At 33.3% G+C, this 24,105-nt stretch carries 26 protein-coding genes and 4 pseudogenes; 3 read left to right on the forward strand and 27 right to left on the reverse strand.

Translation table 11 applies throughout. The features are described 5' to 3' along the window. Window positions 1–197: 197 nt before the first annotated feature. The 20 genes and pseudogenes from MHH42_RS15030 to MHH42_RS15125 form a co-directional block, all read right to left on the reverse strand. Window positions 198–1,364: a serine hydrolase domain-containing protein gene (locus tag MHH42_RS15030; protein ID WP_016108664.1), complete on the reverse strand. Its 1,167-nt coding sequence runs from the start codon at window positions 1,362–1,364 to the stop codon at window positions 198–200. A gap of 258 nt (window positions 1,365–1,622) precedes the next feature. Continuing rightward, the gene (locus MHH42_RS15035; RefSeq protein ID WP_000843837.1) at window positions 1,623–2,129 is read right to left on the reverse strand and encodes a DUF3902 family protein; all 507 of its coding nucleotides are present in this window, start codon (window positions 2,127–2,129) and stop codon (window positions 1,623–1,625) included. Window positions 2,130–2,312: 183 nt separating this feature from the next. Beyond that, window positions 2,313–2,486 (reverse strand): annotated as a pseudogene (locus tag MHH42_RS15040) (signal peptidase II); the annotation flags it as partial. A 135-nt stretch (window positions 2,487–2,621) separates the two neighbouring features. Continuing rightward, on the reverse strand, window positions 2,622–3,119 hold the full coding sequence (locus MHH42_RS15045) for an SMI1/KNR4 family protein (RefSeq protein WP_016108665.1): 498 nt from the start codon (window positions 3,117–3,119) through the stop codon (window positions 2,622–2,624). 5 nt (window positions 3,120–3,124) lie between these two features. Continuing rightward, window positions 3,125–3,505, reverse strand: a pseudogene (locus MHH42_RS15050) (sugar-binding protein); the annotation flags it as partial. Between the two features lie 526 nt (window positions 3,506–4,031). Further along, window positions 4,032–4,466 (reverse strand): SMI1/KNR4 family protein, encoded by a 435-nt coding sequence (locus MHH42_RS15055; protein ID WP_033668590.1) that lies wholly within the window; start codon window positions 4,464–4,466, stop codon window positions 4,032–4,034. A 1-nt stretch (window position 4,467) separates the two neighbouring features. Next, window positions 4,468–5,170 (reverse strand): annotated as a pseudogene (locus MHH42_RS15060) (cytoplasmic protein); the annotation flags it as partial. Between the two features lie 298 nt (window positions 5,171–5,468). Further along, window positions 5,469–6,200 carry a PoNe immunity protein domain-containing protein gene (locus MHH42_RS15065; protein WP_016108668.1) on the reverse strand — a complete coding sequence of 244 codons (732 nt, stop codon included), beginning with the start codon at window positions 6,198–6,200 and terminating at the stop codon, window positions 5,469–5,471. A gap of 107 nt (window positions 6,201–6,307) precedes the next feature. Then, window positions 6,308–6,641, reverse strand: a pseudogene (locus MHH42_RS15070) (DUF2185 domain-containing protein); the annotation flags it as partial. After that, entirely contained in the window at window positions 6,631–7,170 is a 540-nt protein-coding gene (locus tag MHH42_RS15075; protein WP_016108671.1) for an ankyrin repeat domain-containing protein, read from the reverse strand. The gene MHH42_RS15075 and the pseudogene MHH42_RS15070, both read right to left, overlap by 11 nt. 16 nt (window positions 7,171–7,186) lie before the next feature. Then, window positions 7,187–7,426: a GH-E family nuclease gene (locus MHH42_RS15080; protein ID WP_306472114.1), complete on the reverse strand. Its 240-nt coding sequence runs from the start codon at window positions 7,424–7,426 to the stop codon at window positions 7,187–7,189. A 489-nt stretch (window positions 7,427–7,915) separates the two neighbouring features. After that, a complete protein-coding gene (locus MHH42_RS15085; RefSeq protein ID WP_016108672.1) occupies window positions 7,916–8,383 on the reverse strand; it encodes a DUF6985 domain-containing protein in 468 nt (155 codons plus the stop codon). Window positions 8,384–8,397: 14 nt separating this feature from the next. Then, on the reverse strand, window positions 8,398–9,114 hold the full coding sequence (locus MHH42_RS15090) for an HNH endonuclease (RefSeq protein WP_240515298.1): 717 nt from the start codon (window positions 9,112–9,114) through the stop codon (window positions 8,398–8,400). 297 nt (window positions 9,115–9,411) lie between these two features. Continuing rightward, window positions 9,412–10,659, reverse strand: a complete 1,248-nt coding sequence (locus tag MHH42_RS15095; RefSeq protein ID WP_070173389.1) for a PoNi-like cognate immunity protein — start codon at window positions 10,657–10,659, stop codon at window positions 9,412–9,414. A gap of 27 nt (window positions 10,660–10,686) precedes the next feature. Then, complete coding sequence (locus MHH42_RS15100) at window positions 10,687–12,330, reverse strand: T7SS effector LXG polymorphic toxin (RefSeq protein ID WP_070173390.1); 1,644 nt, start codon at window positions 12,328–12,330, stop codon at window positions 10,687–10,689. Then, window positions 12,327–12,689, reverse strand: coding sequence for a DUF3958 family protein (locus MHH42_RS15105; protein ID WP_070173391.1), 363 nt, complete (start codon window positions 12,687–12,689; stop codon window positions 12,327–12,329). The genes MHH42_RS15100 and MHH42_RS15105 overlap by 4 nt, the downstream gene beginning before the upstream one ends. 40 nt (window positions 12,690–12,729) lie before the next feature. After that, entirely contained in the window at window positions 12,730–13,005 is a 276-nt protein-coding gene (locus tag MHH42_RS15110; RefSeq protein WP_097838343.1) for a TIGR04197 family type VII secretion effector, read from the reverse strand. 213 nt (window positions 13,006–13,218) lie between these two features. After that, a complete protein-coding gene (locus MHH42_RS15115; protein WP_070173393.1) occupies window positions 13,219–13,512 on the reverse strand; it encodes a putative quinol monooxygenase in 294 nt (97 codons plus the stop codon). Window positions 13,513–13,550: 38 nt separating this feature from the next. Then, entirely contained in the window at window positions 13,551–14,189 is a 639-nt protein-coding gene (locus MHH42_RS15120; protein WP_000185391.1) for a nitroreductase family protein, read from the reverse strand. A gap of 18 nt (window positions 14,190–14,207) precedes the next feature. After that, the gene (locus tag MHH42_RS15125; RefSeq protein WP_000204162.1) at window positions 14,208–14,636 is read right to left on the reverse strand and encodes a MarR family winged helix-turn-helix transcriptional regulator; all 429 of its coding nucleotides are present in this window, start codon (window positions 14,634–14,636) and stop codon (window positions 14,208–14,210) included. 264 nt (window positions 14,637–14,900) lie between these two features. On the opposite strand from MHH42_RS15125, the gene MHH42_RS15130 reads away from it, so the two are divergent. Beyond that, window positions 14,901–16,844: an elongation factor G gene (locus MHH42_RS15130; RefSeq protein WP_070173394.1), complete on the forward strand. Its 1,944-nt coding sequence runs from the start codon at window positions 14,901–14,903 to the stop codon at window positions 16,842–16,844. Between the two features lie 46 nt (window positions 16,845–16,890). Here MHH42_RS15130 and MHH42_RS15135 read toward each other — a convergent pair whose 3' ends face one another. Together MHH42_RS15135 and MHH42_RS15140 are read right to left on the reverse strand one after the other, a co-directional pair. Further along, a complete protein-coding gene (locus tag MHH42_RS15135) occupies window positions 16,891–17,535 on the reverse strand; it encodes an alpha/beta hydrolase (RefSeq protein WP_070173395.1) in 645 nt (214 codons plus the stop codon). A gap of 22 nt (window positions 17,536–17,557) precedes the next feature. Further along, on the reverse strand, window positions 17,558–18,025 hold the full coding sequence (locus MHH42_RS15140) for an NUDIX hydrolase (protein ID WP_070173396.1): 468 nt from the start codon (window positions 18,023–18,025) through the stop codon (window positions 17,558–17,560). Window positions 18,026–18,219: 194 nt separating this feature from the next. On the opposite strand from MHH42_RS15140, the gene MHH42_RS15145 reads away from it, so the two are divergent. After that, entirely contained in the window at window positions 18,220–19,011 is a 792-nt protein-coding gene (locus MHH42_RS15145; protein ID WP_097838345.1) for a DUF4240 domain-containing protein, read from the forward strand. A 64-nt stretch (window positions 19,012–19,075) separates the two neighbouring features. On the opposite strand, the gene MHH42_RS15150 is transcribed toward MHH42_RS15145, so the two are convergent. From MHH42_RS15150 to MHH42_RS15160, 3 genes are read right to left on the reverse strand one after another with little or no spacing between them, the layout of a single operon-like run. Next, window positions 19,076–19,507, reverse strand: coding sequence for an SMI1/KNR4 family protein (locus MHH42_RS15150; protein ID WP_070173398.1), 432 nt, complete (start codon window positions 19,505–19,507; stop codon window positions 19,076–19,078). 31 nt (window positions 19,508–19,538) lie between these two features. Beyond that, a complete protein-coding gene (locus MHH42_RS15155; RefSeq protein ID WP_016091174.1) occupies window positions 19,539–20,075 on the reverse strand; it encodes a hypothetical protein in 537 nt (178 codons plus the stop codon). Between the two features lie 30 nt (window positions 20,076–20,105). Further along, entirely contained in the window at window positions 20,106–21,131 is a 1,026-nt protein-coding gene (locus MHH42_RS15160) for an SDR family oxidoreductase (protein ID WP_097838346.1), read from the reverse strand. Window positions 21,132–21,300: 169 nt separating this feature from the next. Here MHH42_RS15160 and MHH42_RS15165 point away from each other — a divergent pair, with 169 nt between their 5' ends. Further along, on the forward strand, window positions 21,301–22,056 hold the full coding sequence (locus MHH42_RS15165) for a CPBP family intramembrane glutamic endopeptidase (RefSeq protein WP_015000654.1): 756 nt from the start codon (window positions 21,301–21,303) through the stop codon (window positions 22,054–22,056). A 183-nt stretch (window positions 22,057–22,239) separates the two neighbouring features. On the opposite strand, the gene MHH42_RS15170 is transcribed toward MHH42_RS15165, so the two are convergent. Both MHH42_RS15170 and MHH42_RS15175 read right to left on the reverse strand, forming a co-directional pair. After that, window positions 22,240–23,181: a serine hydrolase domain-containing protein gene (locus tag MHH42_RS15170; protein WP_070173399.1), complete on the reverse strand. Its 942-nt coding sequence runs from the start codon at window positions 23,179–23,181 to the stop codon at window positions 22,240–22,242. Between the two features lie 23 nt (window positions 23,182–23,204). Beyond that, window positions 23,205–24,095: an AraC family transcriptional regulator gene (locus MHH42_RS15175; RefSeq protein ID WP_070173400.1), complete on the reverse strand. Its 891-nt coding sequence runs from the start codon at window positions 24,093–24,095 to the stop codon at window positions 23,205–23,207. Between the last annotated feature and the right edge of the window lie 10 nt (window positions 24,096–24,105).

Here is a 24,105-nt window from a genome sequence, read left to right on the forward strand (position 1 = left end):
CCTCTTTTATCCAAAATAAAAAGAATGTCATGTAACTGACATCCTTTTTATTTTTATCGTAAGCATTAAGATTGATTTTCACTTTGAAATACACTTGATGCCATATCATAAATGCAACTACTGTCCATAGTTGCGAACTTTAAAAAGCACCTCTTTCATATACAACTATAACAAAATCCCATTCATTTTCTTTTCATCTATTTTTTAAATTCAATTTGCATCATTTTATTAAACTGTGGAACAACATCAATCCCACCTATAGAGTTAATACTGATAGCCAATGTATGTTTGCCTCCAATTCCTCCCCCAGCAAAAGTTGTAAATCCAGGAATTCCTCCTCCATGCCCCCAAACTGAAACACCGTTTGGGAGTTTAGTCTCATATATTCCAAGACCATATCCATCCCCAACCTCTTTTCCTTTTACAGGAACTGTAGTAAGCATTTCTTTTAGCTCGCGTTCCTTCAGTAACTTACCACCGAGTAAAGACGAAAAGAACGTATTTAAATCGTCCGCATTAGAAATCATATCTCCAGCTGCATTGGCTAAACTTGGATTATAATACGTAATGTCTTTCCACTCACTTGTTCCTTCCATTTTCACATAGCCACGAGCATGATTCTTTCCTGGAATGACGGGTGAATTTCCTGGTAAAAATGTATTTGACAGGTCCAAAGGTTCAATAATTCGCTTTTCGATTTCTTCCGCATAACTATTACCAGTTATTTTTTCAATAAGCATTCCCAATATGACGTATCCTGTGTTTGAATACAACCAGTCTTTACCTGGTGAAAAATCTGGAGGCAGAGAAAGGCCTATTTTCACTATTTCTTCTGCTGTATACGTTTTTTTCGAATTCATAATATCAGCGTCTTTTGACTTTAAGTATTCAGCTATACCACTCGTATGATTCAAAAGTTGGCGTATCGTAATTTGATTACCATCATACCCATTTCCTTGAATGAGGCCCGGTAGCCACTTTTCAATTGAATCGTCAAGTTGAACGCGATTTTCTCCAACTAATTGTAGAACAGTCGTGGCAGTAAAAGTTTTCGTCACACTACCAATCCGAAAGCGATAATCTGATTTCACCGGTTTCTTTGTACTTAAATCTGCTACGCCAGCAGTATAACTACTCGTTTTTCCGTTATTATACGCCTTAGCTAATATCCCTGGAGCGCCAAGCTGTACTGTTTCCTGCATTACTTGTTTCCAGCCATTACGATTCTTTTGATCATGTACTTGTGACGAACTAGAAATATTTTGAGTTGACTCTGCAGTCACAGTAAAATCAGGTGTGAATAGAGCAGTACCCGTTAATAAAACTGCAAAACTTGCTAACTTAATTGAATTACATTTTTTCATAAGGCTTTCTCTCCTCCATTAATATCGGATTGATTCAAGCTATACTTTCATCCTATATGATAAATCTCTCTTTTTTCTTATCCATTCCTTACGAAATACTTACGTTTAAATTTAAATACGGTAAACTGAGGAAGAGTTATGCATGCAAATAAAAAGAGAACATGTTTTCATTTTTTATGTAAACATGTTCTCATAAACATTTAAAATTCTATATCAACTTGTCATCCTATTCTTTGCACAACTAATCTAAATTCCTTTTTACCAGCCCGCACTAGCATTCATACCATTTCCAATAATAGAAAGTAATAGCGGCCATAATACTGGTCCCAATGTAAGAAATACATTTAGAAGTATGAGCATTTTATATCCAACGGTGAAATTGTGATTTTTACGATTAACAAATACTAAACTGATTAATGATATTATAGTCGTTAAAAATAATACTAACATTAGCAACCAATACCACACCATTAAACTAAGACTCCATGGTGTTAATAGCTCATGTATGATACAAAATGAGATTCCTAATACAGCAAAACTAAAACTAGTCACCGATGTTTTTATAAGCCATTTATTTATTTTTTTATCGTATGTATTTTTACAATATAAATCTATTAAAGTATATAAAGATAAATATGCCATTAATACACCTATCCAAGACAATAACCAGTCTCCGTCCCCTTTGAATAATACGTACAGTAACCAACACATACCTACTGCAGAAAAAACAAAGGAAATAAGTATGCTTTTTAATACCGATTTCATTACATTTTCACACCCTTAAAAAATCAAAAATTAATTATAATTTATAAAAATTAAGTATAGGTTAACATGTAATAAAGTATAAGTAAATAAAGTTAATTTTGTTTACCTATTTGAAGACGGTTTCATATAAGAAAATAATTCATGTTAATCAAATTTCCGTATAAAAAAAGAAAAGGTGGATATTTATGTATCCACCTTCCCATCTCCCTCTATCCACTTCATTATTTCTTCCACATCTAAATCCGTATACGTCTTTTCACCATAACGAACAGACTCATATAACGGAATAATATCTCTCGTTCTACAAATTCTCTTTTGCCATTGTTACATCGTTTCAGAGAATCTTCTCTGTTCATGGTCTCATCTCACCTAAACTCGTACTTCTTTTTCTATTCTATAATTGCACATAGTACTCCATAATGGTTCAACCATCATAGAATACGTATTTTCAAACACCCTGTCACTTTCCTATCTCACTTAAAGATTCTCTTTTCACTCTTGATCATCATAAGCATCACCCAGTGATTCAAATTCACTCTTTAGCCAATAACAATATTGTCCATTATTCTTAATAAGTTTTTCAAGTAAGTCAGTGAATGAAGTGGCAATAATTTGCGACTCCCCAACTATTCCATGCCGATCAAAGAAACTATCATAACATCTACCTAGTCTTTCTTCACTAAGATCTATTGTTAAATATTCATCCTTGCCATCATTGCATATAATATACCAAGTTGATGAAATATCTTCTTCACATAACTCTCCTACAATTACGGGATTAGCCAAAATAAACCCCTCTGGGGTAACAATATGAATAGGATATTCCTCATTTTCAAATAAAGTTAGACCACCACAAAGACTATAAAATTCTTTTAAATCACCTGGTAGCATATGCTTATTCTTATCAATTAACGGTAATTCTGTAGGCTCCTGAACTCGACAATTAGGTAATGATTTTACTTTTTTAATCAACTGATTAATATTTTCCATCTGAATTACTCCCTAAAATTATATTGATTAAAAGCCCTATAATACTCTTGCTTAGCTAAACGTGGTACATTCGCAGCATCAAACTTTTTTTCCGTCAATTCTTGTATTTCCTTTGTTGAAACAGATTTCCACTCTACTTTACCTCCAACCTTTTTCCCTGTTTTATCAAAGAGCCATTGTCTATAAACAGCTTTAGTATCATTGTGTTGCTCTTTAGTTAAAGCTATATTTGGAGTATTCGCCCCTCTACTAACATAATCAGGGACATTATGTTTAGCCCATACATCCATAACGCCATGATGATTTTCTAATGGTGAATTGCTTGGTCTATACGGTACTACATCGTATGGTTCTGTAGTCTTACCCTTACCGCCATCTTTAGACTTCGCAAACTTATAATAAGCTTCTATTAATTCGCCTTGTGGTATTTTTGTTATAATAGTTCCACCAACACTAGAGAATGCATAGGAAGCATCTTTCTTAAATGATTGTAGCATTTCAAGGGTAGGCTTCAATTCTTTTGCTAGTGTTACTGCATTAGCAAATGTACTTACTCCACTTGATGCTTTTGCTCCTTTTGCGATATGTCCAATTGAAGACTTAGCTAAACTCTGCAATCGCTTTCCATATATGGATATAAACAAGGAATTAAAACAATATATTGATGAAATTGCTAACAATCAATTAGATATTATGGAAGGTTATATACACTCTCAAAATATGGATATTTGGATAAAAAAACTCCAGTGATGATTCATAAAATCACTGGAGTTTTCATCTTAATACACACTATAGTTTTTATCATTCATCCGATTACAAAAGCCGTTTCCTAATCGAACGAGCTTCTACCCTCTTTTCAATAAGACTACGTTCTTGAACTGTGATTATTTGATAAAAATATTTCTTCTTATTTCAATCAATTAAATCCATATAATATGAATCATTTTCTGATATTTTTGCAAGAAAATCTTCTAGTGAATCGGCAATTTTAAATTCATCATAATAAATCCCACTATTCTCTTCTTTTGTTAATTTAATTGAAATTAAAACTGTTTCATTACCTTCAAAAAAGATTATTTCTTCTTCAAGATCATCATAAACTTCAATGTCTGGAAAAAATTCATAATCATTTTGCTTTAATTGAAAATCTCTAATAGAATAAGGGGCCATAATACGATTAATATTGTACTTAGAACCTTTGATAAAGCCATACCCAACATTTAAGAAGAAATCTTTTAGTTCTTTTGGAAATTTCAAACCTAATACCTCTTCCACTTCTTCTATCTCTTCTAATGCTACTGGATAAAAGCTATTATGTTTATTTGATACTAGATAATCATACTTCATATTATTTACCTCCATTAAAAAGTTTATTTCCTGTTGAACCTGAACCATGAATACCACCTTGATGCTCATTAGGAAATTTAGCAGGATGGATATTCCACCATTCATGTTCCCCACGATAAGAGTTTTCAATTTTATGATGAGCATCATAAGGTTCTCTTTTTTTCTTAAGATTTTTCCTGTTTTCTCTGAAATCACATCTTCTGTATAAGTTGGCCATTTTTGACCAGTTTGTTTTTCCCATTCATCAATTAATGAATTCTTAATTTTATTAAACTCTCGTCTATATCTCTTTGTTTCTGAAGACGTCATCTTTTTATATTCTGTATTTCTTAATGCACTTTTTAATTCTTCCATTTGGTTTTTTTGTATTTTTCTATTTGTCTGTATTTCAATATCTCGTACATATTTTCTAATTAGTTCTCCATCAATCTTACTTCCAGCCCCACTGACGCCCTTACCAACATCACCCGTACCCTTACCACCATCTTTAGACTTCGCAAACTTATAATAAGCTTCTATTAATTCGCCTTGAGGTATATTTTGGTTACAATAGTTCCACCAACACTAGAGAATGCATAAGAAGCATCTCTCTTAAATGATTGTAACATTTCAAGGGTAGGCTTCAATTCTTTTGCTAGTTTTACTGCATTAGCAAATGTACTTACTCCACTTGATACTTTTGCTCCTTTTGCGATATGGCCTATTGAAGATTTAGTTAAATTATTCAATTAATTTATATATAAAGATATAAATATATGGTGATAACAATATGTTTATGAATTTACTAACATTCAATTAGATATTATGGATATTTAGATAAAAAAATCCAATGATAATTCATAATTCGTCTGCGTTTCAACATCTCGTACATATTTCCTAATTAGTTCTGTATCAATCTTACATCTAGCTCACTGGATCCATTACCAACATTACCCTTATACCTACTTTAATATAAACTAAAAAATCCACAGTGTAAAAATTTATCACTGTGGATTCCAACATTTATTTTTCTTGGCAATGCACCATATCATAAGGGTAATATGAACTATCTTTCAAGGTTGAATCATCTAATTTTAAAATTTTAGCGATTGCTCCACTTTCAAAACTCCAGTAACCACTATAAATGTCATGTTTATTTTCATGTGCATCGTACCATGCTTCTTCTAAATGTCCCTTATACCAATACTCCTTTATATATTTCTCTAAATTTTTTATAGAATTCTCTTGTGAAATTTTATTACTCTCAATTACTTCTTTTAATTTGAAATATAGATATTGTACATAAAACTCACTTTGCTCATAAAAATCTGATGGCTCACTATTTCTAAAAGCAATAAAATAATTAATCAAATAATCATTTAATCCTTCTTTCCTTACCATTGCTATTAGTCTATTAAATTCTTTATCTTCAACATTTAGCATTACTGCTATAGATATCATCCATAACATACGTATATATCCACTTTCTTTATTCCACACTTTTTCCATTATATTTATTACTTCAGGTAAAAAATCACGAATAGTTTGAATAGAACAACCCGCAGAGTACATTGCCCTTAATTTATTAAAATGATACCCTTGTAACGCTATATATCCATTCTTTACACCTTTATCATCTTTGCCTCTTTCCTCAATAACCTTTTCAACCAATAATAAAAACTTTTCTATTCTCTTTTCCTCATAATTGATAAATTTGTTAAAATATATATCATTTTTGATTTTATCCCTTAGCATAATTTCTTTTCCACCTTTTATACTTCAAGAATTTTCTTCACAATCGTTCCATCAGGCATAACTTGAATAACAATTCTTTGAACATTTTCTGGATTCAGCAACATCTCTTCCACAATTTGACCAATATCTTTCTCATCTTCACTTATCAAATCATAAACCTACATGAACACCTTCTTTATACAACCAACATAGGTCTGTTCCATAAGGAGCATCAAAAATTTCTAACATAACCGGGGCTATTTTTAATACAGAGTTTGCTCCTAAAACTTGAAAGTTACTAGAATCATTTACATATTCATCATTATCTTCTGAAGAGTAAATAGTCCACCCAATTAATTGAGGAACTTCTGATTTTTCTCTAAATGTATAACGTATTGGTTTTCCAGCTACAACATTCTTAGAAACAATAAAACCTCCATAGTCAGAACTATTAACTTTCATATTTACACTCCTCAATAATACTTAATAAATCATTTCTCCAAGAATACTCTTTGGCATAATCCACACATGATCTTCCAAATTCACCTTTCAAATTATACTTTGAGCCACTACTAATAAGTAGTTTATACATCTCTTTATTATCTTCTGTAGACAATTTATTTATCGTAATAGCATACTTCAAAGGGATAGCATTATATTTATCTAAAGCATTGATATTAATCTCATTATCAATAAGTAACCTTGTTATCTCTAATTCATATTCTATTGTTGGACGTAAAACACAAAAATAAAACATATGCAATGCATTCCTTTTATTTTTAGCTGTAGTGTAATTAATATCAATATCCTCTTCTAGTAAAAATTTGATAATCTTAAGTTTTTCACTAGAATTTTTATTATTAGTCATTGCCATGCACAATAAATTGATATCTAAATCACTATCAATTTGATTAATATTACCATCATAAAATTGTTTACAATCTTCAAAAGTTCCTTCTCTAACCGCATGAAAAACATTTAATATTTTCATTCCATCAGCTTCCTAACTACTCATATTTATGACTCCTATTTGCAGAAGGGGTTTCTAATCTGAAATTATCTGGGTTAAACTGAAATTCCTTTAATTCTTCAAGAGTAATCTCACCATTTTTATACTTCTCAAACATTTCCTTACAAGAATTTCCTTCTGTATGACCAAAATCCACTTTACCTTTTCGTAGTCTTCCAGGTTTCCAGTCAAATGTCTCACTAGTGTTAGGGTCTCGTAAAATCCCATCTGGGTCTATCTGTTTATTAAATCATCTTATTCAAATTCAAGTTTCTTTTTCCCAGATAACTGTGGTCTCCCCCTAGCTTTTCCGTTTTTAATATATGGACCATTTTCTAAAGGGCCTGAAAAATTATCTAATTTCTTTATATTAGCTCCACTAGCTATCTCACCAATATCACCCGTACCCTATATCGTAATCTTAAAATAAAAAGCACTTGTTGCCCAAAGGCGACAAGTGCTTTAAGTTCATTTGTTTTTAACTAGCACAAATTTGTAAATTTTATAGTAACCGTTTGACAACTTTTATATATCGTGACAACTACTATGTTAAAACTTACGAGTTTGTACGATTTCGTTAGTTTCATATACATTCCATGTGTTTATATTCATCGCCTGATAAAATGTCATCTTGCCTAAGCTCGTACTTCTTTTTCAATTCTATCATTGCACATAGTACTCCATGATGGTATTACCATCATGAGTCTTAACGTTTTAACAGCCTATTTTAAATCGCAACGTCTTGATAACCTACTTCAGTTACTTTTTCATTTAACAAACGAATCCCTAGCCCATTTTCTGTATCCCATGTACAATTAAATGTAATTCCAATATCCCGACCGTCAAAAATACCTGCATAGGGAACAACAATCCCATCTAAACTTATCATTTCTAATATTTCATTAGTTGTTTCAACTAATGGATAACTTTCATTTACTTCAATATCATAACCTAGTTCCTGACGCTCTTGTTTGTAATAGTCTAATACTGATTGCAAAAAGCTTTGTTGTAATTGTTCCCAATTTTGCATAAATGAAGTATATGCTACATACTGTTCTTCATCAAACTTACCATCCTCATCACCTTTTACTATTAGCGCTATCTCGACTTCATGTCCAAAAAAGTTAATGCTAGTATCCTTAGACCACACAAAATCATATTCAAGCTCACCAAAAATCGCATCATTTATTTTCATCTTACTTCTCCTTTTTATTTATTAGCAAATTCTCCCGGCTCAAACGCACCTGCGTTTATCTCACCTACTCCACCAAGATGCCCAAATCTTTTATTTATCTCTGTCGGTACAAGTTGCATTATTTTCACATCATTTACTTCATGCCATGTTAATTGATTTTTTGTTCGATATTTGTCTATGTCTTTCGCGGTAATCCCACCAGGTTCCATTCCAAATTGGCGAGCTAGTTCAACTGAGTCATTTAGCTTATCTGCTAACTTTTGATCTGCTTGAGCAAAATTGTATGTCCTAGCTTTTGTACCATAATTACCTTTTCCTCCAAGCATATAGTCAATTTCAATTTGAGCCTTTGATACTGGCGAAAAATCAGGCACTCCATTTTTATATTGAATACCTTTAATGCCAGCTTCATCTAATAAACGTTTCAATTTAGGGTCTGGTGGTGGTTTAAGTGTACTTAAAGATTCTCCTCTGATTCCTTCAAATTCAACCTTCGAATTAACTGGTGAAGGTGTCTGATTATACCTTGCTTCATAAGAACTAGCAAAATCAGTTTGTCTAAAAGCAGGTGGAACTTCAGCCTCTCTATTACCCGTACCCTTACCACCATCTTTAGGCTTCGCAAACTTATAATAAGCTTCTATTAATTCGCCTTGAGGTATTTTGGTTATGATAGTTCCACCAACACTAGAGAATGCATAGGAAGCCTCTCTCTTAAATGATTGTAACATTTCAAGCGTAGGCTTCAATTCTTTTGCTAGTTTTACTGCATTAGCAAATGTACTTACTCCACTTGATGTCTTTGCGATATGACCGATTTTCTTTAGCGCCTTTAACTTATTTACTTCTCCTACATAATATATATACTCTGAAATACTCTACTTAATTTACAGAACCATTCGTAAACACAAAAATAGTGGCAGTTGGATTCTCCAAACTACCACTATTTTTAACCTCTTAATTCATTAAATTCCGTATAAATTAGTTTTTCAACGTTACTCATAATGCGTAATATTTCGATTTGTTCGTTATAGAACTTCCTCTACATCGACACTCTCAATCTTCACTTCATACATATTTGGGATGTTTGCTTCTTTTGGTACCCATGCATAATAATTTTGATCATTCTCTAACATAAATTGAATTAACTTTGTTTCTGATCCATACCAGAAATTTTTAAGATTATCAATGTAGTCTTCTAAATCTTCTTTATAGTCCAGTTGTAATATATAATCTCTTACCGTCAGGGCAAACACAATTAAACTTCCTAATAGATTTTTTTGCTCATTTTCTTCTTCATACTCTTGTGGTAAGAACCACACTTGACCTATTCCTATCGTTTTTTTGTATTTTTCATAAAAACTACTATCCTCCATATTCTCATAGTCATGGATCAATTCATTGACCAATGAATGCCATTTTGGTGGAATAATATTTTTCAATGCAGGATTATTTTCAATTCCTCCTACTATTTCCTCAATTTCTTCTGTCTCATCTTCATAGTGATATTCACTTAGGTCTATATGCTTAAATTTCATTTCATTTTTATAATGTGCCAAATCATATGGATAATGATTATTATCTTTTAAACTTATATCATCAAGTTCGAGTATCTTTACTATTGCAGCTGTCTCAAAGCTCCAGTACCCCACATATCCAGGTTCTTTGTGTGCATTTTTCCATTCATAATCATAATGGCCTTTAAACCATTCTTTCTCCATATACGTTTGTAATCTTTTAGACGCTTCTTTTTTATCTGTTTGTGCAAGTTCTATAATCTCTTTCGTTTTTGCATATGGATTTTCTTTATAATATCTGTTCGTCATGTTTGTGTATCCGATATCACTAGCGCATAAGAGGAAATCAATTACTGCGTCGTTCATATTTTTTTTATCAACTATCTTTTTTAATCTTTCTATATTCTTTTTATTCGTTTCTAACAAAATTCCTAAAGAGATTACCCAAAGCATATATATATAACCCACTTTGCTAGTCCCTGTATGCTCTAAATCATCTATCGCATTATAAAAATACACTTCCATTTTACTAATGTCTTCTCCTAAAGAATACATTGCCCTAATGTCGTTCATCTCATGTATAAAGTTCGACAAATAATTTTCTAATATAATACTTTTGTTATCATTAGGATATCTTTGAATACCATTTTTTTCATCTTCTTCTAAACTTTTAATCTCTTCTCTATTTTCTTCGATAAACTCTTTATGATATTCTATTCCCCTTTTACATTTTTCTTCTATACATAAATGATCTCTCATTCTTTTTAATTCCTCCTCGCTTCTAAATTATGGCCACTCTCCAACGATGTTACCCTTTGCATCTATCTTAAATGTTTTAACCTTTCCACTACTATCAACTTTTGATAATACTCTTTCAACTTTACCTCTTTGCAAGGCTTTCGTAATCTGTTCAGCTAATACTTCATCTCCCTCAACAGCTTTTAATATTCTACTTTTTCCAGTTTCAGAACCTTTCAACCAATCATTTGACATTTGTCGTCCATCTTTAGTTTTCCCCAATTGTGAACTACCAAACTTTGCTTCATCAATAACATATTTAATATTTGAATTTGGATTTGCATTTTCGTATAATCCATCAATTCCTTTTACTATTTTATCATTTATGCCTGATGGCGCACTTTTTCCGACTGGCTTTAAATCAAATCCAGCTTCCTTTAAACTTTGATTATTCAATAAATTATCACTAGATTTTATTTCACCATAATTACCTTTTTGCTTATTTGTAGCTGTTTTTGCATCAAAATTATCTACAGTTGTGTTTTTGTTACTGCTAGGTTTACCGTTACTCGCACCCTTACCTCCACCAGAAGACTGGATTTTTTGAAGAGTATCCTTAGCATTTTGAATCGATTTATCCCATACAAATCCACCATGTGCAAAAAGACTAGCCCCAGCAGCTGTTGCAGCTATATCTAATGGGATAACAATTGGTGATGCTAACCCCCCAGTTCCTACTTCTGCCACGATAGTTAAGAAATTAGATCCGCCTATGAGCGAGATACCTTCAAACATTTCTACAATGGACCCGGCTATTGATATAACATTTCCAGCCAACCTTCCAGCTTGGTAAGTTGTCTTACTTTCTAATTTATCATTCTCATGCGGTTGTAGTCCAACAAAGTTTTCTAGTGCTGCATCACCAGCACCTTGAAAAAATTCGATAACTCCATGCAAAAATGATTGCGCATAAAGGGCTGTTTTTTCATGCCATGATCTATCGTCTTCCTGTTCTTGTAAGTTCATTTGTTGTTTTTGCAAAGTAATTTCTTTCATCTCGGTTTTTCGTGCTGTTTCTTCAATAATCCCCTGAATCGAACTCACCCAATTCATATTCAATCCTTGTGTACTAAACGTCCCACTCACAGGACTAAAACCTTTCCCGCTTTGCACTTCAGCGAGTCCGGCTGTGATGCTAGCTGCTAATTGGAGAGCGGTGCTGTAGTTGTTGCTGGATGAATGATTGAATTCATATAAATGCTCTAGTTTTTCTTCCAGTTTTTTTCTCATTGCACCTAATACCGTTACAATCGCACTTACTCCGGGCATTGGTGTAAGTACTTCTATTGCTTCTATACTTGTAATCGATTGATTAATTCCCCGTATTTGTTCTCTTATTTCTTGTTCAATCACATCTGTCGAAGCAACTTTCGCTTGGAACTCGTTTGGAAATGCTTCGTTTTGGCGAATTAATTCTTCACATAAGCATATGATTCCTTGCGCTAATGGCCGAAATGTTTGGACAAGGTAGGCTTTTGCACTACTGTATGTTTGTCCTTGTAATACTGTATCTACCGCAAATGCATCAATAGATTGAATGGCTTGTTCCATACTTTGAATCGTAGCATTACATATAGCGTTCATACTTTGAGTTTGACTTTGTACTTCTCCCAAATACATGTTTAAACTCATGTATTGGCCTCCCTTTGTAGTTGCTGCTGTTCATAGGAAAGGTCGTTTTCTTTCTCACTGAGATGCCGTTTTTCTTTAAGCAACGTCTCTTTTTCATTTTCTAATTCGAATGTAAGTTTTCTTTCATACTGTCCGATTTCTTGCCGCATATTCGTAAAAAGGTGAAACACTTCTTTGTCGCCGTGCCAAGTTTCTAGTATTCGGTTAAATAAACGATTACTTCTATTTTTCCATTCATGAAAACTAGCCTCAGCTCGTTCTTGATTTTGCAGCGCAATTCGGTTTTCATTTTGTTCTTCAAACATAATTCGTAATTTTTGATTACATTGACTCATTCTCGTTTCAATTTCTTGACTCATCTTTTCTCCCTATCTTTTCCCCTTTACGTAGGCTGTTACATTATTGAAAAGTCTTTTGAAGTCCTGTATCCATTTTCTCAAATTCATTTGCTACGGAATGGATATTATCAATTGTTTGTTGAAAAGCAGCACAAAATTGTTTCGTGATCTGCAAATTTTGTTGATTTGCTTCTTGTGCTTTGAAGTTCACAGATAGTGTAGTACGCGTTGCCTTATTTATAGAGCGACTAGTAGCACCTTGCATTCTATTTGAAGCAGTTCTCATTTTCGTTGCAAGTTGCGTTGCTCTATGCAAATTACTTTGAAATTCTCCCATCACTTACTCCCCTCTACCTTTTATTCACAAGAAAATTATACCATGGAAAAATATTCTAATAAACTGAATGTTCGAACTTGACATTCAATTCATCGATGTTAGTAAGGAGAAAAGCAACACTTATCTTTCAACATAACTGTTTCGAAAGTCGCTTCCACTTATACAAAAAAAGATGACCTCAGCCATTCGCTAAAGTCATCTTTTTCTAACTTATTATTTCACTAACTCTCCATTATAAGCTTTTATATCAAGCGGAGCAGTTAAAAATTGTGCTGCTTTACTAACGAAAGATGTGAAGTGTTCACTCGTATTATGACTCGCAACTGCTTCTTCATCTTTCCATACTTCTACCATCGTATAAACACTTTCTTTTTCTGTATCTTTATATAAGTCATAAGATACATTTCCACTTTCTTCTCTTGAACCGTGAATGAGTGGCTGAATTTCTTCTAAAAATGATTGTTGTTTTGCTGGATCTACTTGAAATATTGCGTGAATAATAATCATGGTGCTTCCCCTCTCATATTCCACTTATTTCTTTAAATTTACTTCCACTCAGCAACTTTTTCAATTGGAAGACGTACTGATTGGTAACCACTGTCAGCAGCTTTCCCGATTGAAATTAGCATTACTGGTACGTAGCGTTCTTTATCTAGTCCAAATGCTTCTGCAATTTGGTCTTTTTCAAATCCACCAATTGGACAAGTATCATAACCGTGAGCACGAGCAGCTAGCATAAATTGCATCGCTACAAGACCACCGTCAATTAATACTGTATCTTTCATTACTTCTGGTGTAACCATTGAGAAGTAAGCTGAAAGTTTTTTCATTTGGTCTTCTTTTACTTCTGCTGGCATAAGTCCACGCTCTACTGCTGTACCGTAAATTTCTTCTGCGTTATCAAAGTTGTTTAAGTCACCAAATAAAGCGATCATTGCTGAAGACGTTTCTACTTGAGATTGATTAAATTTCGCAAGTGGCGCAAGTGTTGCTTTCGCTTCGTCACTTTCAATCACTACAAATCTCCATGGTTGCATGTTTACTGAAGATGGTGCAAGTGTTGCTTCTGTAAGAATTTCTGTCATTTCTTCTTTGCTAATTTTCACTGAAGGGTCGTACTTACGAATTGAACGACGTCCTGTTAAAATTTCGTTAAAATCATTTGTTTTTACTGAGTTAGTCATAGTTGAATTCTCCCTTTTTTATAATTCTTTTATATTTTCTTGAATGTGATTTAACATATTTAAAAGATTATCGCGTTCTTCCTCACTTAATCCTTTAAATGCAGATGCTGCAAAACGTTCTTTTTCCTCTTGAAACGCCTGAATTTTATTTCGTCCCTCTTCAGTAAGAGAAACTAACGTAATTCTGTTATCATCTGGATTTTTACGTCTTACAATCATTTCATTGGCCTCAAGCTGCTTTAAATGCCTTGTTATCGCAGCATTATCAATATTCACTTCTTGCTGAAGTGCTTTTTGACTAATTTCACCTACTTCAAATAATTGAAGTATAAGCTCTAATCGAGACTGGCTCATACCCGTACACCCTTCAAATTTCGAACTTACTTCTTTATTTAGAAAGTGTAATTTATATAAAATAATCGCTTCTTTTGAGCATGAACTTGTCAAATTAACCCTCCTTTACAATCAAAATAAAAACATTTGATGTATCAATAGTTGATATGTCAATCAATATAATCTATATCGATTTAGAATGCAAGCATTTTGTTTTCATTTTATTTTTTCCAAATTAAGGCGCTTTGTAGCGTTACAAAAAATGTAAATTACATTATAATAGTAATAATTTAAATGACTGGAGAGTGATTGTAATGCGGCAATACACAAATAGAAATGAGGAAATGAAAATGGAAAATGAAATGAGGATATTCACAAATGACAACAATAAATATAGGGATTGTCGCGCACGTAGACGCTGGCAAGACGAGTTTGACTGAGCGTATTCTTTATGAAACGAATGTGATTAAAGAAATTGGCCGAGTAGATAGTGGTAATACACAAACTGACTCAATGGAATTAGAAAGACAACGCGGAATTACGATTAAAGCATCTGTCGTTTCTTTCTTTATTGATGATGTAAAAGTAAATGTCATTGATACACCTGGACACGCTGATTTTATCGCTGAAGTGGAGCGATCATTCCGCGTTCTAGACGGTGCGATTTTAGTTATCTCTGCCGTTGAAGGTGTGCAAGCACAAACAAAAATTTTAATGCGAACATTACAGAAACTAAACATACCGACTATTTTATTCGTTAATAAAATTGATCGTAGTGGCGCAAACACTGAAAAAGTTATGAAACAAATAAAAGAGGTTCTTTCAAATGAAGCATTCCCCTTCTACTCTGTTCTAAACGAAGGAACGAAAGAAGCCCGGATCATTGAATACAAATCATATGACGATTGTATGGAACTGTTAGCACCATTTAATGAATCATTACTTGAATCATATGTAAATAACGAAATAATACCGGACGCACTATTAAGAGAAAAACTAGAACAGCAAATACAGCAAGCAAATGTGTATCCAATCTTTTTCGGTTCAGCAATGACAGGTATAGGAGTAACTGAACTACTTGAAAAACTTCCGGCCCTAATGCCAGCTCTTACATCGGCACAAGAGGAACTATTATCCGGTGTTGTTTTTAAAATTGAACGTGAACCTTCTGGAGAAAAGGTTGCTTATATAAGAGTTTTTTCAGGTAGCTTACATGTTAGAAAATATGTTGATATACAGCGCAGTAAGTCTCTATCCCATAAAGAAAAGATAAAAAAAATGTGCCTGTTTCATAATGGAGATGCCGTTCAAACTTCTACCGTTCCTAGCGGTGAATTTTGTAAAGTGTGGGGACTGAATGATATTAAAATTGGTGATATTATTGGTGAACGTACGGATTATATAAAAGATATTCACTTTGCCGAACCACAAATGGAAGCGGCCATTGATGCAGTATCAAAAGAAAGAATTCATGATTTATACACTGCACTTATGGAACTATGTGAAGAAGATCCACTTATTAAAGTGTGGAAAGATGATGTTCATAATGAACTATACATTCGCCTTTTCGGTGAGGTACAAAAAGAAGTAATTGAAACAACACTTTATGAGAAATATAATTTGCAGGTTACTTTTTCAAATACGCGAGTTGTATGTATTGAAAAACCAATTGGCATTGGAAATTCCGTCGAAGTAATGGATGAAAAAGCGAATCCATTTTACGCAACAGTCGGATTCAAAGTTGAACGTGGTGAACTTAATTCTGGCATAACATATACATTAGGCGTTGAACTCGGCTCACTACCTTTAGCATTTCATAAAGCGATTGAGGATACGGTATTTCAAACGTTAAAACAAGGATTATATGGATGGGAAGTTACAGATATTATCGTCACGTTAACACATACTGGTTATGCTAGTCCTGTTACAACAGCGAGTGACTTTAGAAACTTAACACCACTCGTATTAATGGATGCTTTAAAGAAAGCTGAAACATATGTATATGAACCAGTAAATGAGTTTGAATTAACTGTACCGGAGTACGCAATTAGTACTGCAATGTATAAACTCGCTGCCGTTCCAGCAACTTTTGCAGAGCCTATATTCAATAATAATTCTTATCAGTTAACAGGATCATTACCTGTTGCGAAAACAGAGAGTTTCAAACGAATACTACATTCATTTACAGAAGGAGAAGGCATATTTACAACGAAGCCAGCTGGTTTCACAAAGCTTATGGCTCCCTTCCCTACTCGAAAACGTGTTGATTATAATCCGCTGCATCGTAAGGATTATTTACTTCATGTGTTGAAGGCTTATTAAAGTAAAAGAGGTGCAATTCGCACCTCTTTTTGCATGTATTGATAAGTTAGTTTTTCCTAACAACTTCTTTAAGCTTTTCTATTATATTTGCTATCGCTTCAATTGAATTCTTTGTTTCATATTCCCCAACATTTACAGAATGATTTGCGTTTTTAACAACATCAATCGTTAAATTCGTTTTTTGTAACTGATCAATTTGCTCCGCATTGTATTGGTGATCTTTATCCCCAATTACTAAAAGCCCTTCGTGACGACTATGTAAAATAGAATCAAAAACGAAATCAAAAGTTAGTAAAGGTGTAAGTAGTACCATTTTTGACTGTGAAAATTCTTCTCTCTTCATTAAATCATTTGCAATTGGAATTGTTCCGAGTGACTTTCCTAAAAACATTGAATTGCTATATTGCCCACTTCTTAACACTTCAATTATTACGGGATTTATATCATCCATCATTACTTTCGTTATTTCTTCCATTGGTTTTTCCAATAATTGTCCATCGTAGGAATAATGAATATGTACTACATCTATTTTATTTTCAAGCATAAGCATCGTTGCATAATAAAATAACGGTTTATCATAATTGTAACCTGAGCCTGATAACATAAAGCACATTGTATTAGAACCGTTTTCAATGTGTGTATATGGAATTACTGTTCCGTCTATACGTATCTCTTTTTTAGTCCCCTTCACTGTTTTCCCCTCCGAATACGGTTTATTTTTGTAAAACAATATGCTCTGTATGAACTGCTATATCCTTTACTTTCTCTTTTATAAACGCTGGCTGTACGTTATATGCATGTAATTCTTCTACTGGCACCCACTTAAACAAATACGTTCTACCCTCTTCTTCCAAAATATATTGATCCGCTCCATTCGCGGGTAATTCATGCAATTCTACTTCGTAATAAAAACTAATCTCATGAAACTTCCGTCCAGAAAGTGTAAAGAAATTTTCTACTGACCATATTAATCTCTTCCCTTTAATAGGAACGCCTAGTTCTTCTGCAAGTTCTCGTTTTAACGCATCTTCACTATTTTCTAGCATTTTCACTCTTCCGCCTGGTACATACCAATAATCTTCCCCTTTGTTTTGAAGAATAAGTATTTTATTATCCTGTTTACAAATTGCTCCAACGCGGTAATTAAAACATGTTTCCTCTACTTTAAACGTAAGATCCATCCGTAACGCCCCTTTATATAAATATCCAATTATTACAAAACAATTATGTAATTACTGTACAAATAAGGTTACTAAATTTATTCACTTCATTCAATCGTTTTTGAATTTTCTAAACTCTTATTCTTCATCATTACAAGTGTATATGCATATGTTACAATCACAGTGCACACTAGAAAAGCATGATTGGGGTACGAATGGAAACGTTATTAATCCAGCAAAATGAGAAATCGAATAAGTTTTGGAAAATCGTTGTGAAAGAAAAAGACTACGTTGTGTTTTACGGAAAAATTGGCACAGCTGGTAGTGTAAAAGCGAAAGAGTTTGAAACTGAAGGAGAATGTATGAAAGAAGCAAACAAACTAGTTGCTTCCAAACGTAAAAAAGGATATACTGACCCGTGCCCTGGAGAAGATTACATAAAAGAAAAAACGATAACAGAAGAAGAATTTTGGGAACTACTTAATCGTGCAAAAACGAAAGGTGAGGACCAAGAAGAACAAATAGAATGGCTTACTTCTCACCTTGCTAAACGTACAGTACATGAAATTGTAGCTTTTGATACGCATATGCATCATATATTAAAAGCTTCCTATACATCTCGCTTATGGGCAGCAGCCTATATTATTTTAGGCGGTTGTTCGAATGATTGTTTTGATTACTTCCGCGGGTGGTTATTATATCAAGGAAAAGAAACTTACGAAGCGTGTATTGAAGATCCAGAACGGTTAATTCCTGTATTAGAAAATTTGAGTGAGTATGACGTTCCAGAGATTGAAGAACTTACTCTATATTTCGGGCAAGAAGTTTACATGGAGAAGACTGGGGATGAAGATGATACATACTTTACACTATACCATGTCTTAACAAATGAAGAGTTTGAGGAAGTTGACATCGAGTTAGACTGGAATGAAGATGACGAAGAAGGTTTGAAGAAGATATTTCCTAAGCTATGGGAGATGTATGGGGAAGAACCAATTGAGTGGTAGATTAATTATTCGTGAAAAAGTGCCTTGTTTCTTTAGTAACAAGGCACTTTTTTTGATACTATATTTAAATTATTATCTTTCCACTCTCCCACCACTCCATAAAAGTCTTTAAAGAAGGAGCAACCCACGTTCTACTATCATTTTCATGGTTCCATACATATATATCATCTCTTTGTACTTTTCCATTCAAAATGGAATAGCCAAACAAATCACCATTTCCCCCATCAGCAAAAAATAATAAACAGTCAAAAGGCATGTATAAATCCTTAAAATCAACTATATTTCTCATATTCATATTTTCAGTTTTAATTTTTGAAACAGACCATATAAAGTCCCCGTATTCCCCTGCTATACCGTTTGTTTCTTGTAATAATTGATATAAAACATTTGGTAATTCCACATGTAAACATTTTTGTATATCAGTAAGCTCATCCTTCGTAGCCGAATTTTTTAAGCTTAAGTTTGATGAGATACTGTGAATAGTGTTTTTCCACATAACTTTTTATCCTTCCTATAATTCTTCATGTTCAATCAAGTTTATACCAATAATCAAATTGGGTATGTACTTGTATCACATATGTTATCATCTCTGGATCACTAGGTTGTTTTTCTTTCTTTATATCTTCAATAGCATATTCACTTACATAACGAATATCTCCCATCTTATCTCGGTAATAATTCCCCTTTTCGTTTTCTACTACCTTACTATCATCTTTAAAATAGAGCTGAATTTCTACACCGGTCACGTTAGAATTGGGATACTTTAACTTCCCTATTTTTTGATAAAATGAGATTACTTCTGCCTTCGATTGCTTCGTTTCTATAATTCGATTCGCTACCACTTCCCAATATCCACCATTCCCTATTTCAATCCAATTTTTCTCATCCGCTTCATACCCTTTAATTACCTTACTATCCAAAGGCATCGGCAATCGGAAAAATTCAGAAGAAAAGGAACGGGAGATATACCACGTACTATTTCTTACGAGAATGACTGTTAGCAAGAGGATTATAACCGTTAAAATTATCGTCCTTTTTCTAACCTTTTTTAATTGATCTATCATATTTCTCTCCATCCCTATTATCTATAAAAACTATCCATTCCACTTTTCTAACAACTTCTTCTCCCTTTCAACTGAAATACCTGCTTTTAATTCCCATTCGTCCATACTCTTCATCCAGTCATGCACTTCTATAACAGTATCTTCTAATCTTCTAAAAGCAAGCTCTGCTTCAACAGCATTATCAATACTAATAGAAAATCCACCTTTCCACGGCTTCGTTTCACCTTCTAATGAAAAAGTTTCTGGAAGCCATAAAGGCATCTCTGTCCAAGGCTGCACTTTATGTTCCTTCATAAACGCTTCATCTACCCAAATAAATTCAGCATCACTATTCGTAACCTTTTTACACGTATTTAATAGCCCTTCCATCGTCAATTCATAATTTGGACCTGTAACATTGAATATACCTGCTTTATTGTTTTCTGCCATGTTTAGTCCCCAGTTTGCGACGTCTTTTATATCAACTATCTGCACTGGACGTTTTTTTCTTCCTGGAACTAACACTTCTCCTCCTTTTGCTACACGCTGAATCCAGTATGGAAGTCGATCTGTATAATCAAACATTCCTGAAAGAAGTCCCGCTCTTACGTGTAAAACACGCCCCGGCCAATACTTCTCTGCTTCTTTTTCACATAATACTTTCAGCGCACCATAATGCTCATAAGGTGATATTTCACCATTCTCTACAGCCTTTATTTGCTCTTCCGTCGGTTCAAGTTGTAACATATAGTCTTCTTTTATGTCATGCGGGATCCAATCTTTATATACGGAAAGGCTTGAGATGAATATATAATGCTTTACATTATCTTTTAATACTTCGCCAACATTCCGAATATGGTGCGGAGAAAATCCACATGTATCTATGACAACGTCCCATTTTCGATTTTCTAAACTTGATACATCGTTATTTCTGTCACCGATTAACTGTTTCACTTCAGGAAATAGTTCTTTATTTGATCCGCGATTAAATAATGTAACTTCATGCCCTCTTTTCAACGCCTCTTCTACAAATGCTCTTCCTAAAAATCGTGTACCGCCTAGTATTAGAATTTTCATGGTTCTCCCCCATTCATGATTAAAAATCTATTCTTTTGTTTAACGATTTTTTGTTGTGAAAAGTTACGGGGTTGGTCTAACTTTTTCCACAAGTTCAACATATGTAATTTCCATTTCATATATAATTAAAATATCGGATATTTGATTAATCACTTATACATGTAAGTAGGTGAAAAATATAAATAGAAATATAGTTTATCATTCAACTCTATGTATTTATTTTCTTACATCGTTTGTATATATCATCTTACTGAACATAGAAAATGGTCGTAATTATTTAGGGTTTACGATGGTTATTCCGCTTTTAGCTGCTATTTTATATCAGAAATTATATAAGAAACAAAAAATGGTTCATACATTTGGAATTTCACGTCCAAAAATAAAACCATTAATTTTCTCCATATTATTGCCACTACTTCTAGGGCTATGTCTACATTTCTATTTTTATATTTATAATATAAAATTCTTATTTAATCATTGTAATGAATTGGGATTTCTCCTACTCATTGGTCTTACAATTGCTGCTTTGTCTGCATTTTTAGAAGAAATCATATGGCGCGGAAATTTTCATTACCATTTACGAAAAAAATATTCATTAAAACAAACAGCAATCATTACTGCATCGCTTTGGTCTTTATGGCATTTACCAGTATCAATCTTTTATAAAAACTATGAATTATGGTTTGTAGGAATATTAAGCTATCTCTCGTTATTATTTATTTTATCTATAATTTTGACGTATACGAGAGAGTATAGCCATTCTGTGATAACACCTGCAATTTTACATGGCATGTTCAATGTATTTTATTTAACAGATGGAGTAGAAACAAAATGTGATATTAGCCTAATGGAATTAGTTAAATTTAGCTTGCTGGCAATTGTGTTTTGCATGATTTATCTAATACATCGAAAAGTTAAAAAATAGTTAAAAGTACCTAAACAAATTATAAAGCACTTCAACACCTTGCAATTATTCAATAATCGTATAGGTGTTGAAGTTTTCTAACTATAGTTGAACAACTTTGTTCTCACAACACTTATTTCAATCATGGAGAATATAACAAGTATAACTTAACCTTTTATTCTTATTTTTATAAAAATAACCATATTAATCTTTTAAATAAGGAAATATGGACTCTTTAATTAACTTCCATCTATCCTCTGCATTCGGTATGACTTCAGAAGCAATCACCACAACCAATTCCTTCTCCGGTACACAACAAATCACATTTCCACCATCGCCCATGGCACAGTATGAAAAGATACCACCCTCTTCTCGTAACCACCATAAGTAACCATATCGATTTGGATTCATCGCCGTTGATTCTTGTATCCACGACTTTGAAAGAATTTGCTTTCTATTATAAGTACCTTCATTCAAATACAAACGTCCAAACTTAACCATATCCCTAACCGTTAACGTCAGTCCCCATCCGCCAGTTGTAATATCGTTTGGATCGTGAACCCATCCTTTTACATCTTTTCCGAATAAGTCATCAAATCCAAATGCTTTCATATTGTAGTTTGGAATTTCTCTCATACCGAGTGGCTGAAATAGCTGTTCATTCGCAAATTCACGCGCACTTTTTCCTGTTGCACTCGAAATAATTGCTGATAGTACATGTGCTCCTGCAGAAGAATATTTAAAAGATCCAATTTCTCCGCCGTTCCCCATTCTATTAAGTGTATACTGTACCCAATTCTGTTGTGTGCATAGTTCTTCTAACGGTTCCTGCCAGTCTACAAAAGGATATGGAGCTGTCATTGTAAGTAGGTGTCGCATTGTTACTTCTGATGACTTAACGTTATATTCAGGAAAAAACTCTATTACTTTTTGATAAACACTTTTTATATAGCCTTTATCTATACATATCCCAATGAGCGCAGAGATTACCGTTTTTGTGACAGACGCTACATGGTATGCATCATCTGGACCGTAACCATTATAATAGTTTTCAAAAACAACATTACCTTTATGCACTACTAACATACCGTTTATATTTTTATAGTCTTCTTTTATCTTGTAATCCAACTCTTCAAAAGTTTTCATCATTCTTCCCCCTTAATCTATGATTAAAAAGGTTCGATCGGTACATATATATCCACTATATGTTTATGTTCTGGATGCTTTCTTGGATCATTTCTATACACTTCAAAAGGATACGCATCTCTCGGTTTATATCCGCTATTTGGGAGCCATTCGCCGTATAAAAAGTCCCATGCACCTTTATATTCATCTTGACGTATTTCAAAATGGCCTACCGCATATTTCCCTGAAGGTATTACCATTATTCCAATATCACTCGTTCCTACTGCGGATTCATCTGGAATTGTTATACATAAACTTGTTCTTAAATGATAGTCCTCAGTAAATTCATGATGGTCATGGTAAATTGTTAATACTTTCGTATCCCCAAATATATGATAGTTTTGCTCCGTTGCATAACGAAATAATTTCTCTATCATTTTTGGAAAAACTATAGTTAACTCTTCATATGTACCGATATGTCTTATGTATGCGACGTTTCTATCGTCCGCTGTTACAATTTCAACATTTCCTCGAACCTTCTTACATTCATTGTATTGAGAAGGTTCACTTACGTCTTTGCAATTCTTGCTATTGTAGTTTCGATATTGAGATGGACTTACTCCGTAATAATTTTTAAATGTACGGGAGAAAACTGCTGAATCTGTGAAACCGAAGTGATACGCAATGTCTGTGATCGTCATATCCGGACGATATGTAATAAGGTGAGTTGCCCTTTCTAGTTTCAAGCGATTTACATACCGAGATAACGGCTCATCTACTATCCCTTTAAAAATTCTATGAAAATGAAACTTTGAAAATCCTGCTACATCGGCTAGTTCTTCAATTAAAAGCGAATTGTTTATGTTTGATTCTATATAGTCTTGTACTTTATATATGCGTTTTAAATATTCATTTCTATTTTGTTTATTCTCCATACTTGTACCT

Source organism: Bacillus sp. FSL L8-0099 (genome assembly GCF_038006385.1).
GTDB lineage: Bacteria > Bacillota > Bacilli > Bacillales > Bacillaceae_G > Bacillus_A > Bacillus_A toyonensis.